Origin of the sequence: Bacteroides zoogleoformans, from assembly GCF_002998435.1 — a bacterium.
GTDB lineage: Bacteria > Bacteroidota > Bacteroidia > Bacteroidales > Bacteroidaceae > Bacteroides > Bacteroides zoogleoformans.
Genome location: NZ_CP027231.1, coordinates 1,104,689 through 1,122,892, shown reverse-complemented (window position 1 = coordinate 1,122,892; position 18,204 = coordinate 1,104,689). Strand labels below are relative to the sequence as shown.

At 51.0% G+C, this 18,204-nt stretch carries 13 protein-coding genes; 10 read left to right on the top strand and 3 right to left on the bottom strand.

The window, feature by feature from the left end:
• Nucleotides 1-146: 146 nt before the first annotated feature.
• From C4H11_RS04665 to cdd, 3 genes are all read right to left on the bottom strand, one after another.
• Entirely contained in the window at nt 147-2,309 is a 2,163-nt protein-coding gene (locus tag C4H11_RS04665; RefSeq protein ID WP_106040662.1) for a glycoside hydrolase family 97 protein, read from the bottom strand.
• 132 nt (nt 2,310-2,441) lie between these two features.
• On the bottom strand, nt 2,442-2,957 hold the full coding sequence (locus C4H11_RS04660) for an ECF transporter S component (protein WP_106043140.1): 516 nt from the start codon (nt 2,955-2,957) through the stop codon (nt 2,442-2,444).
• A gap of 77 nt (nt 2,958-3,034) precedes the next feature.
• Complete coding sequence (cdd, locus tag C4H11_RS04655) at nt 3,035-3,517, bottom strand: cytidine deaminase (RefSeq protein WP_106040661.1); 483 nt, start codon at nt 3,515-3,517, stop codon at nt 3,035-3,037.
• A 111-nt stretch (nt 3,518-3,628) separates the two neighbouring features.
• Between cdd and C4H11_RS04650 the strand changes: the two genes are divergently transcribed.
• The 10 genes from C4H11_RS04650 to C4H11_RS04605 all read left to right on the top strand — a co-directional run bounded on the left by C4H11_RS04650 (nt 3,629) and on the right by C4H11_RS04605 (nt 18,200).
• On the top strand, nt 3,629-4,552 hold the full coding sequence (locus C4H11_RS04650; RefSeq protein ID WP_106040660.1) for a glucosaminidase domain-containing protein: 924 nt from the start codon (nt 3,629-3,631) through the stop codon (nt 4,550-4,552).
• A 572-nt stretch (nt 4,553-5,124) separates the two neighbouring features.
• Nucleotides 5,125-6,375: an efflux RND transporter periplasmic adaptor subunit gene (locus C4H11_RS04645; protein WP_106040659.1), complete on the top strand. Its 1,251-nt coding sequence runs from the start codon at nt 5,125-5,127 to the stop codon at nt 6,373-6,375.
• A 106-nt stretch (nt 6,376-6,481) separates the two neighbouring features.
• Nucleotides 6,482-7,804 carry an ABC transporter permease gene (locus C4H11_RS04640; protein ID WP_106040658.1) on the top strand — a complete coding sequence of 441 codons (1,323 nt, stop codon included), beginning with the start codon at nt 6,482-6,484 and terminating at the stop codon, nt 7,802-7,804.
• A 43-nt stretch (nt 7,805-7,847) separates the two neighbouring features.
• Nucleotides 7,848-9,146, top strand: a complete 1,299-nt coding sequence (locus C4H11_RS04635) for an ABC transporter permease (RefSeq protein WP_106040657.1) — start codon at nt 7,848-7,850, stop codon at nt 9,144-9,146.
• A 371-nt stretch (nt 9,147-9,517) separates the two neighbouring features.
• Nucleotides 9,518-10,183, top strand: a complete 666-nt coding sequence (locus tag C4H11_RS04630; protein WP_106040656.1) for an ABC transporter ATP-binding protein — start codon at nt 9,518-9,520, stop codon at nt 10,181-10,183.
• A 132-nt stretch (nt 10,184-10,315) separates the two neighbouring features.
• Nucleotides 10,316-11,611 carry an ABC transporter permease gene (locus C4H11_RS04625; protein WP_106040655.1) on the top strand — a complete coding sequence of 432 codons (1,296 nt, stop codon included), beginning with the start codon at nt 10,316-10,318 and terminating at the stop codon, nt 11,609-11,611.
• 56 nt (nt 11,612-11,667) lie between these two features.
• Nucleotides 11,668-12,915 carry an FtsX-like permease family protein gene (locus tag C4H11_RS04620; RefSeq protein WP_106040654.1) on the top strand — a complete coding sequence of 416 codons (1,248 nt, stop codon included), beginning with the start codon at nt 11,668-11,670 and terminating at the stop codon, nt 12,913-12,915.
• A 29-nt stretch (nt 12,916-12,944) separates the two neighbouring features.
• The gene (locus C4H11_RS04615; protein WP_106043138.1) at nt 12,945-14,210 is read left to right on the top strand and encodes an ABC transporter permease; all 1,266 of its coding nucleotides are present in this window, start codon (nt 12,945-12,947) and stop codon (nt 14,208-14,210) included.
• Entirely contained in the window at nt 14,207-15,457 is a 1,251-nt protein-coding gene (locus tag C4H11_RS04610; protein ID WP_106040653.1) for an FtsX-like permease family protein, read from the top strand. The genes C4H11_RS04615 and C4H11_RS04610 overlap by 4 nt, the downstream gene beginning before the upstream one ends.
• Nucleotides 15,458-15,587: 130 nt before the next feature.
• Nucleotides 15,588-18,200: a sensor histidine kinase gene (locus C4H11_RS04605; RefSeq protein WP_106040652.1), complete on the top strand. Its 2,613-nt coding sequence runs from the start codon at nt 15,588-15,590 to the stop codon at nt 18,198-18,200.
• Nucleotides 18,201-18,204 lie beyond the last annotated feature (4 nt).

The following is an 18,204-nucleotide window of genomic DNA, read 5'->3' as shown; positions in this document are numbered from 1 at the left end:
ACAAAGAAGTTTCTTTCTTCACATTATTTTCTGCCGATACATATCTAAAAAAAAAACTTAGAGCCTGTCTGTTTTTTCCTTTTCTGCCTTTATCAGCTCTGTCGTGAATCCTTTTTGAGGAATTGTCAAAACAAACAGGCTCTAAGTTATTTCCATTTCTTCAGTGACTTATTATCCATGGAAGTTGCTTCAAACAGACTGAGGGCAAAACCGCCGCTGCGTGCTTCCTTCACAGATAGCTTGGTCTTATGGGTTACAATACCTTTTTTGACTTGATAAGAGGTGGGGTTTGTTTGGTAGTCTGCATCTTTGCCGTCGGCATAGAGAGTAGCCACATATTGTTTGCCCGGCTCCAAGAAATCGAGTGTAAAGACAGCGGTATGCGTATTCTCATCCGTGATGCCGCCCACAAACCAATTGCCGGTGCCTTTTGCTTTACGAGCCACGGTGATGTAATCACCCGGTTCTGCCTCTATGTACTTGCTGTCATCCCAATCTACCGCAACGTCTTTGATGAATTGGAAAGCATCCATGTGCTTTTCGTAGTTCTCCACCAAGTCGGCAGCCATCTGCAACGGACTGTAGAGGGTGACATAAAGAGCCAACTGTTTGGCAAGGGTGGTCTGCACTTGCCCATGAGGCAGAGTACCCATAAAGTCGAGTTTCGTGTCGAATATGCCCGGCGTGTAGTCCATCGGGCCGCCAATCAGACGGTTGAAAGGTAACAATGTGGTGTGGAACGGTTTACTGCCGCCAAATGCTTCGTATTCAGTACCGCGCGCCGACTCATTGGCAATCAGGTTGGGATATGTGCGGCACAAACCGGTGGGGCGCACAGCCTCATGAGCATTGACGCAAATTTTATAGTCGGCCGCTTTCTTCACAGCATAGAGGTAGTGATTGTTAAGCCACTGGCCGTAATGATGTTCTCCGCGGGGAATCATATTTCCCACGTATCCACTCTTCACGGCATTGTAGCCATTGCTCACCATGAATTGATAAGCTTTGTCCATATGTCGTTCGTAGTTTCGTATGGAACCGGAAGTTTCGTGGTGCATCATCAATCTTACGCCTTTGCTCTTGGCATAGGCATTCAGCATCTTGACGTCAAAATCAGGATAAGGAGTTACAAAGTCGAACACGTAGTCTTTCGATTTGCCGAACCAGTCTTCCCAACCTTCATTCCAGCCTTCTACCAATACTTGGTCGAAGCCATGCCTGGCTGCAAAATCAATGTACTTCTTGACATTCTCATTGTTGGCTCCATGGCGTCCGTTTGGTCGGGTCTTCGCATAATCCGTTTCGCCCAATTTTATAGAAGGCAGGTTGTCCGTGTATGCCCAAGAACTTTTGCCGGCAATCATTTCCCACCATACGCCTACGTACTTCACCGGTTTTATCCACGAAACGTCTTCATAAGCGCAAGGCTCATTCAGGTTCAGTGTGATTTTAGACGCAAGAATATCACGGGCGTCATCGCTGACAATCACCGTGCGCCACGGCGAAGTACAAGGCGCTTGCAGATAACCTTTGTCTCCTACGGCATCAGGTGTCAGCCAAGACTCAAACACAAAGTTCTTGTCATCCAGATTCAGGTGCATGCAAGAATAATCTACCAAAGCCGCCTCATGGAGATTGATGTACAAGCCATCGGCTGTTTTCATCTGTAAGGAGGTCTGAACGCCGGTAGGAGAAAACTGCGTTTGCGAAGAGTTCTCGGTAATGGCCTCGTCCATCAACCCGCGAATCTCGGAGAGTTTGGACTCTGTGTAGTCGTATTCCTGTGTATCATAGTCGCCCGGAATCCAAAAAGCCGTATGGTCACCGGTCATGGCAAACTGTGTACGCTCTTCTTTGACGATAAAATAATTCAGATTCTTCTGCAAAGGAAATTCATAGCGAAAGCCGAGACCATCGTTAAACAATCGGAAACGGATAATCATATTTCTGTCTTGCGCTTTCTGGTTAAGCGTCACAACCAATTCGTTGTAGTGGTTACGGATGTGTTTCACTTCTCCCCAAACCGGTTGCCACGTTTCATCAAATGTAGATGTACTTGCGTTTGTCAGCGTAAAACCGTTCATCAGTCCCGAATCGTTTTTCAGTTCCAGTCCCAACTTTGAAGGGCTAATCACGGCCTTTCCTTTATAAAAAAGCTCATAAACCGGTTCGCCTTGCGCATTCACCGAGAAGTTCAGTTTGAGTTGTCCGTTTGGAGAGGTGATACCCTCTGCCATTGCTGCACTACTCATCATCAAAACGAGCAGGAAGCAAACCATTCTTGTGCAGATTGCTTTCATGTTTCTCATGCTACTTTTCTTTTATAACGTTTGTAGTGCAAATATATGTAAGAATGAATGACTTCCCGATATCATCGGATTGAAAAAGGGATGATTCACCGGAAAACGTTTGCATGAAACCGCTGCTCTTGGTTACTGATTTTAAACTCTTCCACAGCCATATTTCAGTAATAAATATCCGCCTATTACTTGCAGCGCCATGCCCGGCATGCCGATGCGGAAATCTTGTGCCGCCTTGAAAAAACTGCCGGTCATGGCCCATTCTCCAAGGGTGCCGAAAATTTGATAAGAAAGAACAACAGCCAACAGGATGGGCAAGGAGACGCGTTGGAAATGATGTGCGGCCCAACCGGCTATTGCTGCTAATAATACAGACTTCAGAAGAATGGCGGGAAGTGCTGCGGGGAGTGGCATGCCGAATAATAAAGTATTGATAGTGGGAGAGAAAATCGCAGTAAGCATACCTGCTTTCCAACCGAACTTATAAGCTCCTGCTAAAGTGAAGAAGTAGATAGGTAGCCAAGTAATTCCTCCTTGAGGAACGAGGTGAAAGCATTGAGGAAGAACGATGTTGCCTAAAATGAACAGAGAGGCTGCCAGATAAGTTTTTACGTTGCTATAGTCCAGCGTGTAGAATTTTACTGTTTTTGTTTCCATTGCCATATTGTTTTATTTTTTAAGGGAAATGCGGTTGGTGAAAACAGATTATCTTGCTGTAATATGCACAACAAGAGTCATTTCATGGCCGAAGCATCGAATGACAAGGGGAGTAGTTCACCTATGTTGTTCAATTCATAAATTCCTTTTGTTCCATACAGTAACACACGCATGGGGTGCTTGAAGCGCTTTTCCGTTTCAAGCATAACTTGTCGGCAGGCTCCGCAAGGTGGGATGGGATCTTCCAAAAAGTTACCGTGTTCATTACGTGCAGCGATGGCCAAAGTATCCACAGCTTGGTCGGGGCATTGCGAGTTGGCATAGAACAGAGTGGTGCGTTCGGCGCAAGTTCCCGACGGGTAGGCGGCATTTTCCTGATTAGTGCCTGTTACGATGATGCCGTTTGCCAGTCTGGCGGCAGCACCCACCGAGAAGTGCGAGTAGGGTGCATAGCTACGTTTCGTGGCTTCGCAAGCGGCATCCGTCAGTTCGCGGTCGGCGGCATCCAGCTCTTCGTATTGGTATATTTTGAGGTTGATTTTGATACTCAGTTCTTTCATAAGAAGGAGGATTATATTGTAATTAATGTTACAAAGGTAGAAAAGAGATTGGTTTTTTCAATTCTTTTGCGGACTTTTGTATCAAAAGTATCAAATTCAATTATTGAAATAATGAAATGTGTTTTCAGACAGACTGCTGTCATTATCCTTATACTCTTTTCTGTTTCTTCGGCACATGCCCAGCGCAGAAATCCCCGTTTCAATGAATATATCAAACAATATGCTCCGCTTGCCGTGGAGCAGATGCGGAAATATAAGATACCTGCCAGTATCACTTTGGCGCAAGGGTTGCTTGAAAGTGGCGCCGGATATAGCTTGTTGGCACGCAAAAGCAACAATCACTTCGGAATAAAGTGTCATCGTAACTGGTCCGGACGCAGAACTTATCATGATGACGACGCCCGTGACGAGTGCTTCCGTGCCTATCCCGACCCGAAAGATTCCTATGAGGATCATTCTCTCTTTCTGAGACAAGGTGCGCGTTATGCGTTTCTTTTCAGCCTGAAGATTACGGATTATAAAGGTTGGGCGCGCGGATTGAAAAAAGCCGGTTATGCCACCGACCCTTCGTATGCCAACCGGTTGATTACGATTATCGAGGATTATGAACTCTATCGGTACGACAGTCGCGGCATGAGCAAGAGCGAAACCCGCAATTGGGAGAAGGAGTTGAAGAAGAAACCTTGGCTTGCCCATCCGCATCAGGTGTATATTGCCAATGGCATAGCCTACGTGGTGGCGCGCGACGGAGATTCTTTCCGTCTATTGGGCAAGGAGTTCGACATCAGTTGGAAGAAGTTGGTGAAGTACAACGACCTCCATAAAGACTATACATTGGAGGATGGAGACATCATTTATCTGAAAGGGAAAAAGAAAAAAGCTTCTAAGGCATATACCGTATACATTGTGAAAGACGGTGATTCCATGCATTCCATTTCGCAGAAATACGGCATCCGTTTGAGGAACCTCTATAAGATGAATCGTAAGGATGCGGACTACGTGCCCGAGGTGGGAGACAGGTTGAGGCTGCGATGACGACTTGTATGCTGTGCGATTGGGTTCACCCTGCCTTTCGGGTGAAACGGCAGTCATGCAAAGAGTATAGTCTCAATCAGAAGCACTTCCCGTCTTTGAAGCCGGACGCATTGCGTTTCATCCCCTTAGAACCTGTCTGATTTTTCCTTAGGAAGTTTTGACCGGCTTGTTTTGAGGGTAATATTTAAACAGGCGCTTAATTTCCTTGTTGATACCCCGGCCTTATCAAAGCCGTGTCCTCTCCGTATCAGCTCCGTGTCTATAGAAGCGGAGGATATACGGAGTTGATACGGAGTTGATACGGAGGATATACGGAGGATATACGGAGCTGATACGGAGCTGATGCGGAGGATGTACGGTGTGAACTGTAAATTGGCAGGCTTCAATGAAACAAAGGACAAGTTTACAAATAAATCCAAATAAAACATACTTTCTTATCCGAAAATGTACAGGGTGTTCGAAAACGGACACCTTTCTTTTTTCTCTTTACGCTTATTTTCAGCTCTTTATGGTTTTGGCATGGAATTGGTTTATTTTCAGTATAATGTTCGCAAACAGTAAAAACAGAAGCTATGGATAGGGAAATTCCGAAAGAAGTGCGTAAGAAAGAGCGTAATAAGAAAATCATTCGCTACGGCATTGTTGCCGGGGTAAGTGTCGTTGCGGTCAGCATACTTATCTCGCTGATGCGTACGGGGGTGAAGGAAAGCGACCTTGTATTCTCAAAAGTAGGGAAAGGAACCATCGAGGTCAGTGTCAGCGCCTCGGGAAAGGTGGTTCCGGCCTTCGAGGAAATCATAAATTCGCCCATCAACACACGTATTCTGGAAGTGTATAAGAAGGGGGGAGACAGTGTGGATGCGGGCACTCCCATCCTGAAGCTGGACTTGCAGAGCGCCGAGACAGACTACAAGAAGTTGCTGGACGAAGAGCAGATGCGCAGCTACAAGCTGAAACAGCTGAAGCTCGACAATCAGACCAAGCTGACCGACTTGCAGATGAAAATCAAGGTCTCCGCCATGAAGCTGGACCGCATGAAGGTGGAGCTGCGCAACGAGCAATACCTCGACAGCCTCGGCTCGGGCACTACCGACAAGGTGCGCCAAGCGGAGCTCAGTTACAACGTGGCGCAACTGGAGTACGAACAATTGCGGCAGCAGTATGCCAACGAGAAAGAGGTGCTGGCCGCCGAATATCAGGTGCGGGAACTGGACTTCAGCATGTTCAGGAAGACCCTGGCCGAAACCAAGCGCACGCTGGACGATGCGCAGGTGCGTTCGCCCCGCAAGGCCATCCTTACATACATCAACAATCAGATTGGGGCGCAAGTGCCCGAAGGCAGCCGGATAGCCGTTATCTCTGACTTGAGCCACTTCAAGGTAGAGGGCGAGATTGCCGACACCTACGGAGACCGTGTGGCGGCGGGCGGACGGGCCATCGTGAAGATTGGCAGCGAGAAGCTGGAAGGGAACATCAGCAGTGTGACACCGCTTTCGAAGAACGGCGTGATATCTTTCACCGTGCAACTGAACGAAGACAACAACCGCCGCCTGCGTTCGGGGTTGAAGACGGATGTCTATGTGATGAATGCCGTGAAAGAAGACGTGATGCGTGTGGCAAATGCAAGCTATTACGTGGGGCGCGGAGAGTACGAGCTTTTTGTGCGCAACTCCGACCGGGAGATCGTGAAACGCAAAGTGCAACTGGGCGACAGCAATTTCGAGTTCGTGGAAGTCATCGGCGGCCTGCAGCCGGGCGACGAAGTGGTGGTGAGCGACATGAGTCAGTATAAGAACAAGAACAGGCTGAAGCTGAAAGAGTAAACAGAAGCTGGAAGAACAAACAGAAGCTGAAAGATTAAACGGAAGCTGAAAGAAGTAAACCGGAACAGAAAGAATAATCCCGATTAATATAATCTCTCAACATATTATGATAAAACTCTATTTCAAACAAGCTTGGGCATTGATGAGGCAAAACAAGCTCTTCAGTGCGCTCTACATCGTGGGCACGGGACTGGCCATTGCCATGACCATGATTATCGCCGTGGTCTATTACGTCAAGCTGGCCCCCGTCTATCCGGAGGTGAACAGGGCGAACACGCTCTATCTCACCAATGCCCGCTTTGATAAGAATCCCGGCACCGACCGCCGGCACACCTATCAGTGGGGTGTGTCTTACAAAGCTTTGCAGGAGTGGTTCTATCCGATGAAGAATGCGTTGGTCGTTTCGGCTTCCTTGAGTAACGACATGCAGGAGAACAGTTATGTGCAGCCTGTGGATGGAAGCGGCGATTTCTCCGTATCCGTCAAGCTGACCGACCCTGCCTTTTTCCGTATCTATGCCTTCCGTTTCATGGAGGGGAAGGCGTTTACGGAGGCCGATTTGGACGGAGGCATCCATACGGCCGTGATAACGGACGAGCTGGCCCACCGCCTTTTCGGCACGGCCGAGGGAGTGGAAGGACGTACGTTCAGTCTGAACTATGTGGACTACCGTGTATGCGGTGTGGCTCGTTCCGCCAGCTACCTGATGCGCAAGTCGTATGCGCAGGTCTATCTTCCTTACAGCGTATCGCCGGACTATCGGAAGGCGGAGTACGGCTTCGACTATCTGGGGGCGTTCGACGTGACTTTCCTTGTAGGGGACAGCCGGCAGGGCGAGGCTTTGCGGGCGGAACTGGAAGAGATTGTCCGTAAGGAGAACTCGATGCACCCCGATGACTGGATAGTGAATTTCTGGGAGCAGCCCACCACCCATTTGCGCAGCGTGTTTCAAGAATATGTAAGCCAAGAGTTTGATGCATGGCGCACGGTGCGCTACTTTGCGCTGATACTGATTGTATTGCTGCTGGTTCCTTCGCTGAATTTGAGCGGCATGATTTCGAGCCGCATGGACGGGCGGTTGGCCGAGATGGGTGTGCGCAAGTCGTTCGGCGCCGGGAGGCGGACGCTGCTCTCGCAGGTGATGTGGGAGAATCTGCTGCTGACGCTGATGGGCGGTGCGTTGGGGTTGCTGCTGGCATGGCTGACTCTCTATGTCACCCGCGAGTGGGTGTTCACGGTATTCGACGGTTGGCCGGGAATCATGCCCGAAGGAGTGGAGGTGCGCGTTTCGGGTGAGATGCTGTTTGCCCCGTTGGTCTTCTTGGCGGCATTGGTGGTATGCGTGCTGCTGAATCTGCTGTCGGCCTTACTTCCCGCCTGGCATTCGTTGCGCCGGCCTATTGTGAACTCATTGAATGAAAAACGTTAACCCTCTCGTTCCCGATGAGAGGTGATAAAATGGAGATATAGTTATGTTCAGACTTATATTGAAGAACCTTTGGGCACGCCGTCGCCGTAACGGATGGCTGCTGGCCGAGTTGTTGCTGGTAAGCATCCTCGCCTGGGTGATATTGGACCCCGTTATTGTGGTGACGCACGACCGCAGTATTCCCCTCGGCTATGACGCCGACCGTCTTTGCTTGGTTTCGCTGGCCGCTTTGCAGCCGGGCGCTCCGGACTATGATTCGGAGAAGCTGGACTCGGCCACGCTGATGAGCAGTTACATGAATTTGGTGCGTCGCGCCCGCGACTTCGAAGGCGTGGAGCGTACAACGCCGGTATTGGGCTTTTGCTATCCCTGCTCGCAAGGAAACAGCAGCAACGTCGTGATGGCCGAAAACGACACGCTGCGTTATCAAATGTTGCGGATGCAGTTTCTGCCCCATACGCAGTTCTTCGAGACCTACGGCTTCCGTCCGGCGGCGGGAAGAACGCCCGAACAGCTGTCCGACTGCGACTATGCGCAAAACGATGTTGTGCTCTCGGAGAATACCGCCCAAGCGCTTTTCGGACGGAGCGACGTGTCCGGCAAACGTTGCTATAATGCATACGCCAACGATACAACTTACTATCCGGTGGTCGGTGTGCTGGGGACGTTCAAGGCATATAGTGAATGGAAGCCCGTCATGGTTGCTTTCCGCCCCGTGCTGTCGGTGGACGTGACCGACATCCCGGAGAACGCACAGATATTGGTCAGGCTCAAGGAGGGCGTCAGCATGAAGCGTTTTCTGCACGACTTCCGTCCGTGGATGGTGAAAGAGCTCAGGGCAGGCAACCTCTTCGCCCGGCAGGTGCGCTCCTACGATGCCATCATTGCAGAGCGCGAGGCGACAAATGCGGGACCTATCTACCGCCGCAATCTGGCGATGGCGGCTTTCTTCCTCGTCAATCTCTGCCTGGGCGTCATCGGCACCTTCTGGTTGCAGACGCGTACACGCCGCGAAGAGGTGGGCGTGATGCTTTCGTTCGGAGGGACGCCCGGTCGCATCATACGCATGCTGATGGGCGAGGGGACGGTTCTCACGCTGACGGCTTCGCTTGTGGGTTTCTTCATTTACCTGCAATATGCCTTGAAGGAGGGGCTTCACAAGGGGCTGTCATGGATGGAGGGGGCGGCCGACTCTTATTGGGTGAGCGACTTCACGCAGCATTTCATCGGAGTATCGCTCATCATCTTCATCCTGCTGCTTGCAGTGGTGATGGCGGGCATCTTCTTTCCGGCGCGCAACATCAGCCGCATTTCGCCCACGGAAGCTTTGCGTGACGAGTAGGGGGCGAGTGTTGTGCAACGTGTTCTATGAGTTAATTATGTCATTGATTATGACATGCGTATGTCGTTACCTATGAGATGCTGATGTCATTGCTCATGAGATGCTGATGTCGTTGCTCATGAGATGCTGATGTCATCGCCCATGAGATACTGATGTCATCGCCCATGAGATGCTGATGTCATTGCTCATGAGATGCTGATGTCATTGCTCATGAGATACTGATGTCATTGCTCATGAGATGCTGATGTCATTGCCCATGAGATACGTATGTCGTCACTCATGAGATATATAGGACATGCTTAATGAGATATATAGGACGTCGCCCATGAGATATAATAAACCAAATAATAACAATTTAATACTTTACCATTATGATTAAGTTAACAGGCATCAACAAGATTTATCGTACGAACGAGATTGAGACCGTAGCATTGGAGAATGTAAACCTCGAAGTGAACAAAGGCGAGTTCCTCAGCGTCATGGGGCCGTCGGGTTGCGGCAAGTCTACCTTGCTGAACATTATGGGCTTGCTTGATGCTCCTACCAGCGGCACCATCGAAATTGCGGGCACCGAAGTAGAAGGCATGAAAGATAAGGAACTGGCCGCATTCCGTAACCGGAATCTGGGCTTCGTGTTCCAGTCTTTCCACCTGATAAACTCATTGAACGTACTGGACAATGTAGAGTTGCCCCTGCTATACAGAAAGGTGTCGGCCAAAGAGCGTCGCCGGCTGGCGGAAGAGGTATTGCAGAAGGTGGGGCTGAGCCACCGCATGCGTCACATGCCTACGCAGTTGTCCGGCGGTCAGTGCCAGCGTGTAGCCATTGCCCGTGCCATTATCGGCAATCCGGAGATAATCCTTGCCGATGAGCCTACGGGTAATCTGGACTCCAAGATGGGTGCCGAAGTCATGGAGCTGTTGCACCGGCTCAACAAAGAAGACGGGCGCACCATCGTGATGGTGACGCACAACGAAGATCAGGCCAAGCAGACTTCAAGAACTGTCCGCTTCTTCGACGGACGGCAAGTGGAATAAGCCGGGCGGCAAGAAGAACACAGATTGAAAGAGCGAGACAAGATAAGAACAAGTATGACAGATGTCGCCTCTACGTACGGGGTGGCATAGGCCGTGTGAATACACGCGCTTTAAAGGATAGGACGTTGAGTTATGATTAAACAATATATCACACAAGCATTGGCGCAGCTTCGCCAGCAGCCCGTCATCAGTGCCGTAGGCATAGCGGGCACGGCGCTCGCCATTTTCCTCATCATGCTGGTGGTGATGATTCAGCAGGTGCAGGTGGTGTCCTTCGCTCCCGAGAGCAATCGCGACCGCTTTCTGCACGTCAAGTGGATGAGCATCAACCATAAGGACTGGGGAGAGGGGAGCACCAGCAACGGGCCGATGAGCGTGCGCACAGCCCGCGAATGTTTCCAGTCGTTGAAGACACCGGAGGCTGTCACCATTTATGCCTGCATGACGGTTTCCACACCCGTCTCCCTGCCGGGGCAGCCTGCCACGGGCATAGACCTGCTGCAGACGGACGACGTGTTTTGGCAGGTGTTCGATTTCTCTTTCATCGGCGGAAAGCCCTACGACAAGGCCACGTTCGATGCCGGGAGGCCGGTGGCGGTGGTCACGGAAAGTGTGGCACGCCATCTCTTCGGCACGACGGAAGCCATCGGGAAGGAGTTTCTGCTGAATCATGCCCCCTACCGGGTATGCGCGGTGGTGAGAGATGTCTCTACGCTTGCTTCCTCTGCCTACGGGCAGGTATGGATACCGTTCACTTCTACCGACTTCGAGCAAGACACTTGGACCGATGACCACATGGGAATGGCCAGCTGTACGATACTGGCCCGCCGGCGCAGCGACTTTCCCGCCATACGCGAGGAGGTGGAGCGACGCAGGCAGGAACACAACAAGGTCATCGGCGAAGAGGGCTACACGCTGCTTTACCGCAACCGCCCTTACGACCAAGAGAAGAATGCGCTTGTGGTAGGAGCCAACATAGAGCCCGATGTGGAGGCCGCGCGACGCCAACGCCTCATTGTCTTCGCCATCCTCCTGATAGTGCCTGCCATCAACCTGAGCAGCATGACACAGAGCCGCTTGCGTCAGCGTGTCGGCGAGATAGGTGTGAGGCGTGCCTTCGGAAGTACACGCATGGAGATTATGGGGCAGATTGTGGCGGAGAACATGGTGGTGACGCTTCTGGCCGGTGTGCTGGGGCTGCTGCTGAGTGTGGCGTTTGCCTATGCGGCCGATGCGATGCTCTTTGCCGAAGGCTTCCGCAAGATGATAAACGTGCCGGTGATTGACGCCTCCATCCTGATACATGCCTCCACCTTCGGTTGGGCACTGCTTTTCTGCTTCGTACTGAATGTGCTGAGCAGCGGCTTTCCGGCATGGCGCGCTTCGAGAGTGGGAGTGGTGAACGCATTGGGCGGACGTCTGCATTAACGGCCGGCCGGCGTTTATCCGATGAACAGATTCTAACGAACTCAAACGATACATCAATGACTAAGAAATTATTGACACAGATAAAGAACGAGTGGCAAGGCAATGTCTGGCTGGCTCTGGAGCTGTTGGTGGTCAGCGTGGTGATGTGGTACATTGTGGACTACATCTATACAAGTGCGGCCACTTACCTGGAGCCGAGAGGCTTCGACATAGAGCATTGCTACCTTATCAATATGGGGATGCTGACCGACAAAAGTCCCGACTACATCCCCCATCAGACTGAAGAAGACTGCCGTAACGACGTGCGGGAGATGCTGAACAGGCTGCAACACCGTCCGGACGTGGAGGCCGTGAGCCTTTCGCAGAACTCTTTCCCTTACAATGGAAGCAACAGTACGACGATGGTGCGGCATGATACTTTGGAGTCGCCCGAATGGACGATACGCAGCGTTGTGACACCTGATTTTGTACGGGTGTTCCGCTACCGGGGCACGCGTGGCGAGACACCGGAACAGTTGGCCGAAATCCTGAAAGATCCTCGGCAGTTCCTTGCCTCGGATAATCTTTACAGAAAGTACAACCTGACGATGACCTCGTTGGTGGGGAAGCCTTTCTTTCTGTTCGGTGACACGGTCAATGCAATTAAGTTGGGCGCAGCCTTGCAGAATGTGAGATACAGCGACTATCAGCAGGCCCGCAGTTCCTACCGGATGGTCTATAAGTTGCCGGATTACATGATGGATTACAGCAAGGAATGGTGCGTGCGGGTGCGTGCCGACCAAGACCGTGACTTCATCGACCGCCTGAAGGCCGATAGCGAGAAACTCTATCGCGTGGGCAATCTTTTCATTGCCGAGGTGCGCTCGTTTGCCGAGGTGCGCGAGAATTTCCAGCGGAGCTGGATGTCGCAGTTGCGCAACTACGGGGTGGGCATGGGCTTCCTGCTGCTCAACATCTTTCTCGGTCTGCTGGGCACGTTCTGGTTTCGTACGCAGCAACGCAAGTCGGAGATTGCTTTGCACAAGGTGCACGGCGCAACGGACGGCGGCGTATTTAGGCGTTTGCTGTGCGAAGGCTGGCTGCTCCTGTTATTAGTCACCCCGTTGGCATTGCTCGTCGATTATCATCTGGCAGATTTGGAACTGAACTCTTGGCGCAACGGAACCACACTGGAGTGGGAGCGTCTGCTGTTGTGTGCCGTCATCAGCTTCCTGTTGATGGCACTGATGATTGCCGTCGGCATCGGCATCCCCGCCCGCAAGGCGATGAACATACAGCCTGCCGAGGCGCTGCACGACGAATAGGTAATGAATTGGAACTTAAATATAAAGGAATGAAACAGATTGTCTCTCAAGCCGTCCGGCTGATGCGACAGCATCCTTTTCATGCTGTCATCAGTGTGACGGGAACGGCTGTTACCATCGCTTTCGTAATGGCGGTGGCGATGATTTATGATTTTCGTACGGCTGATATGGCTCCGGAAGCAGACCGTTCCCGGCTGATGTATGTGGGCGATGCCACGACCTATCGCCGCAGCAATCATAGCGATGTCAATAACGGTGGAATAGGCCGTATGGCATTCGAAGCACTTTTCAATGATTTGGACGGTGTGGAAGATGTGACTTGGTATCGCGGTGTATCCAAATCCATCTGCGGGCTGCCGGCTTCCCAATCGACCTACAACTATTTTGTCCGTCCCGTTGCGGCAAACTGGTTCAGCTTCTTCCGCTATGAGTTTGTGGCCGGACGCCCTTTTACCGCCGAGGAATACGATGCCTGCCGTTGGGTATGCGTCCTCACCGAACATGCTGCCTTGCAGCTTTTCGGCACGACGGATGCCGTGGGTGAGGAACTTCGCATCAGTTTCTTTCCGGCGCGTGTGGTGGGTGTGGTGAAGGATGTCAATGCCATCTTCCAGACGGCCTATGCCGATGTCTTCACGCCTTTCTCCTTGGAGAATGAAGACGGTTATTCCGGCCGCACGGAGGGTTTGCGAGGCATTCGCCGCTGTGTGCTGAAGCTCTCGGCCGGTGCCCGTCCTGCCGACATCCGTGCGGAAGTGCAGCATCGGCAAGACCGCTTGAACAGCTCCACGGCCGAATATGCTTTTGAGTTGTCGTCTCTCTATACGCATGTCGGATATACGTTCTTCCGCGACAAAAACATCAGCGCCTCGTTGGTTTACGGGTTGCTGGCGATGGTGCTGCTCATCGTTCCTGCCATCAACATTTCCGGCATGACGCATGCGCAAATGCAGGAACGTGTCAGCGAGATAGCCGTGCGCAAGGCCTATGGAGCCTCGAACGCCTCCATCCTTTACCGCTTGTTCACGGAGAACCTGCTTGCGGTCTTTGCCGGAGGCGTGCTAGGGTATTTACTCTCTTGCCTGCTGGTATGGCTGGGGCGGACATGGTTGTTCGGCACGGGCGATGTAGAATTGTCGGGCATCAGTGTGGGCGGCGGCCTGCTGCTTCGGCCTGCGCTGTTCGGGCTTGTGTTTGTCGTTTGCCTGTTGTTTAATCTGCTATCGGTGCTGTTGCCGGCTTATATGGCCTCGCGGCGCAACATAGCGTCCACTTTGAAAGGAGAAGAAAAATGATAAAGAGCTTGTTCAGTCAGATATGGAATCAGCGTCGTTCCAACGCATGGATAGGGGCGGAACTGTGGGTGGTGCTTGTACTGTTGTGGTACGGCATCGACCTGATATATAATTACGAGGCGGCTGCCCGCCGCCCCAAAGGTTATGATACGGCGAACGTGTTTCATGTGCAGCTCACCATCGAGCCCATGCTTTCGCGCGATTCTGCCATGATGAGCCGTTCTGCCGACTATTTAGAGCAGATATACGGTCTTATCGGCAGCTATCCCGGTGTGGAGTCGGCTTGCTACTATTGGGGAACCGTTCCCTATACCGATAATGTCATGTTCGAAGGATATGCTCCTCACACCGATTCTACCCACGTGGTGCATTGCAACATCCGCTACGTCAGTCCCGACTATTTCGAAGTGTTTCGCCTGAAACCTTTGCGCGGCACTTTCGATGCAGCCCATTGGCTGAAGGACGAATATCCCACGCCCGTCATGATGAGCGCGGCGTTGAGCGATTCGCTTTTCAGTGGCCGCAGCGGGGTGGGAGAGACGTGTTTCAACCCTTACTATATGAAAAGTGCCCGGCCCGAGACCAACTATAAAGTGATGGCTGTGCTTCCCGCCCATAAGACGGACGAATACGAGCGCTACGAACCTTTCATCTACCTTCCGGCCGCCGCTTCCCTGCCGGGACATTGGGCCGGCATTGCCCTCCGCGTAGCATCCGGCTCTGTGGCCGGTTTTGCCGAACGCTTCACCACTGACATGCAAAGCCGCCTGGCCATCGGCCCCTATCATCTGTACGACATCCGTTCGTATGCCGACATGAAGGAGGCCTTCGATATTGAGAAGGGCACGGTGAACTATCTGAACACCACCTATGCGGTCATACTTTTCTTTGCATTCAATGTCTTTCTGGGAGTGTTGGGCACTTTCTGGTTCCGTACCCGCAAACGGAAGTGCGAGATGGCTCTGCGCATGGCGCTGGGCAGCTCCCGTTCCGGCGTTTTCGGCTATTATCTGATGGAAGGAATGCTGTTGCTGGCTCTGGCGGCGTTGCCCGCCTTGATTGTCTGTGTCAATATGCAGGCGGCCGACCTCACGGTGCATACATTGATGGACGCCACTCCGGGGCGCTTCTTCCTGTGTTTTGCCGCTGCGGTGCTGCTGTTGGCCGTAATAATCGTGTTCGGCATCTGTTTCCCCGCCCGCAAGGCGATGCAGATACAGCCGGCCGAAGCGCTGCACGACGAATAGTTGTCACGTCTTTTTCCTCGACTTTCTAAGTGGAATTTGGTAATATCTTTCATAAAAACAATGCGTGAAATGACAAAAACATTATCTTTGCGAATGTAACGACCGATTTAATCGGCAAACAACATTTACTATGAAAAGACTCCTTCTGTCTCTGCTCTTGGGAATGGCAGGTGTACTGTCCGGTACAATCTCCGGTGCAGACCGTGCGTACAATATCCTGTTTATACAGTCGTATGCCAATAATACTCCCTACCACGATGTGCTTATCGAAGGATTGAAAAAAGGTTTGAATAAGGAAGGTGTCAAAGCCGATGTTACCGTGGAATACATCAACGCCGATTATTGGCTTTATGTTTCGGAGCGTGCGATTATGCGCCGCATTTGCCAACGGGCGCGGCAACGTGGGACGGATCTGATTGTGACGTCGGGCGATGAGGCTTTTTATGGCTTGATGAAGTGTGGAGATTCGTTGGGATACCAGTTGCCGGTTGTTGTTACGGCTATCAAATATCCCAATGAAGAGTTGATGAAAAGTCTGCCTAATGTTTCCGGCTTCACAGTCGGAATAGATTTCAGGAAGCTGCTTGATGAGATGAAACGCATATTTCCCCATCGCAAGGAGGTTGTTTGTCTTTCCGACAGTTCTCTGCTCAGCCGCAGAGGAGTGAAAGCTTTTGAGAGTGTATGGCCCGGGTTTCAGAAAGAGAATCCGGAATATACCCTTATCAGCAATAACGTGCAGAAGCAATCTCCTATAACCGCCATCTCTTCCGTTTGCTACAATTATAATGCTTATGACTGCGTTGTGGTTGCTCCCAAATGGAGTCCTTTTCTCTCTTTCATAGGTAAGAACTCCAAGGCACCGGTCTTCACCGGACAGAATCTGGCGCTGACAAACGGAGTGTTCTGTGCTTACGACGCCGAACCTTTGGAAAGTACGTTGGTGGCAGGGAAACTGGCGGCACGGATATTATCGGGAAAAACCACTCCTTCGGCCCATGGAGTGGTCAACCTCGAGGGGAAGTTCTTGTACGACTACAAGCAGTTGGCTTTCTTTCACGTGGACGGTAGCGTTGTAAATAAACATGGCATTGTCATGAATATCTCTTTCAGCGAACGCTACATGGCATGGCTCATTACTTTCTATTTGCTTGTTATGGCATTGCCGGTGGTTTTGATAATCCGGTTGGTACGTTCTAACAGGAAGGAAGCCCGCCGTCGCATTCAAGCTCAGACCCGTCTCTTGATTCAATTGCGCTTGGTGGAACAGCGAAATGAGCTCGACGATATATTCTACTCTATCCGCGACGGTATTATATCTTATGATAGCGATTTGCGCATTCATTTTGTCAATCGTTCGTTGAGACAGATGCTCGGACTCCCGTTTGAGGGGCATTCGGTTTGTTCGTACGAGGGACAGGAGGCAGGAAGTGTTTTTCATATTTACCTCGATGGTAAGAATATCTTGATTGAATTGTTGAAGCAGGTTCTTGCACAACAGAAGGCTATGCGCATTCCTTCCAATGCTTTCATGTGCGAAAATCAAAAAGGACTTTACTTTCCCGTGTCCGGCGAGGTTGTTCCGGTTTTTGCCAGAGGTAGGATAAACGGTGTTGTGTTGATATGCCGTAACATCTCTGAGGAAGAAAGGCAGAAACGCCTTTTCCGCATGGCTATGGACGAGAGTTCCATATATCCGTGGCAGTTCGACACACATACCAAGCGCTTCAACATCTCCGAAGGATTGTTGGCTCGTTTGGGCTATCCGCCAAACCGCGGTTTTATGACTCCCGAAGAGATGCAAAGCTTGATACATCCCGATGACCGTGAGTCTGCTAATAATAGCTTTTTAGACCTTTTGCATGGAGAGTGCACCAATGTGCATATGAGTTTCCGGGTGAAGAAATCCGAAGGAGATTATGGATGGTGGGAGTTTCGCTGTACCATCTATAAGGGATTGGCTATTGATGTCCCTTATATGGTATTGGGCGTAGGACAGAGCATTCAGCGATACAAAGACACGGAGACTGCTCTGATTGCTGCCAGAGACCATGCTTTGGAAGCCGATAAACTTAAATCAGCTTTTTTGGCGAACATGAGCCACGAGATACGCACTCCGCTGAATGCCATTGTGGGGTTCTCGGATTTGCTGAAGAACCTGGATGCTTTCACCACGGAAGAAGTGCAAGATTTTGTGGAACTGATAGGCGTCAATTGCTCTTTGCTGCTGGCACTGATCAATGATATCCTCGATTTGTCGCGTATCGAGGCGGGTACGATGGATTTTAAGTTCTCCAATTACAATCTTACTTCCGTCATGCAAGAGATATACAACAGTCAGCGCATGGGAATGCCGCGGGGAGTGGAACTGCGCGTTGAATGTCCGGTAAACGAAGACAAGTTTATACGGACGGATGCTGTTCGGCTGAAGCAGGTTGTGAATAACTTGATAAACAATGCCAAGAAGTTTACGGCAGAAGGAAGCATCACATTGGGATATACAGTTACCGAGCCGGGATACACTACAGTCTTTGTGGAAGACACCGGTAAGGGTATCTCCGAAGAGAACAAAAAACTCATCTTCGAACGTTTCTATAAGGTGGATAATTTTACTCAAGGCGCAGGTTTGGGATTGAGTATCTGTCAGACCATAGTAACCCGCCTTGGTGGAACCATCTCGGTGACTTCTGAAGAAGGAAAAGGGACGCGCTTTGAGGTGAGGCTGCCCGATGAAGCAGAGTGAAACA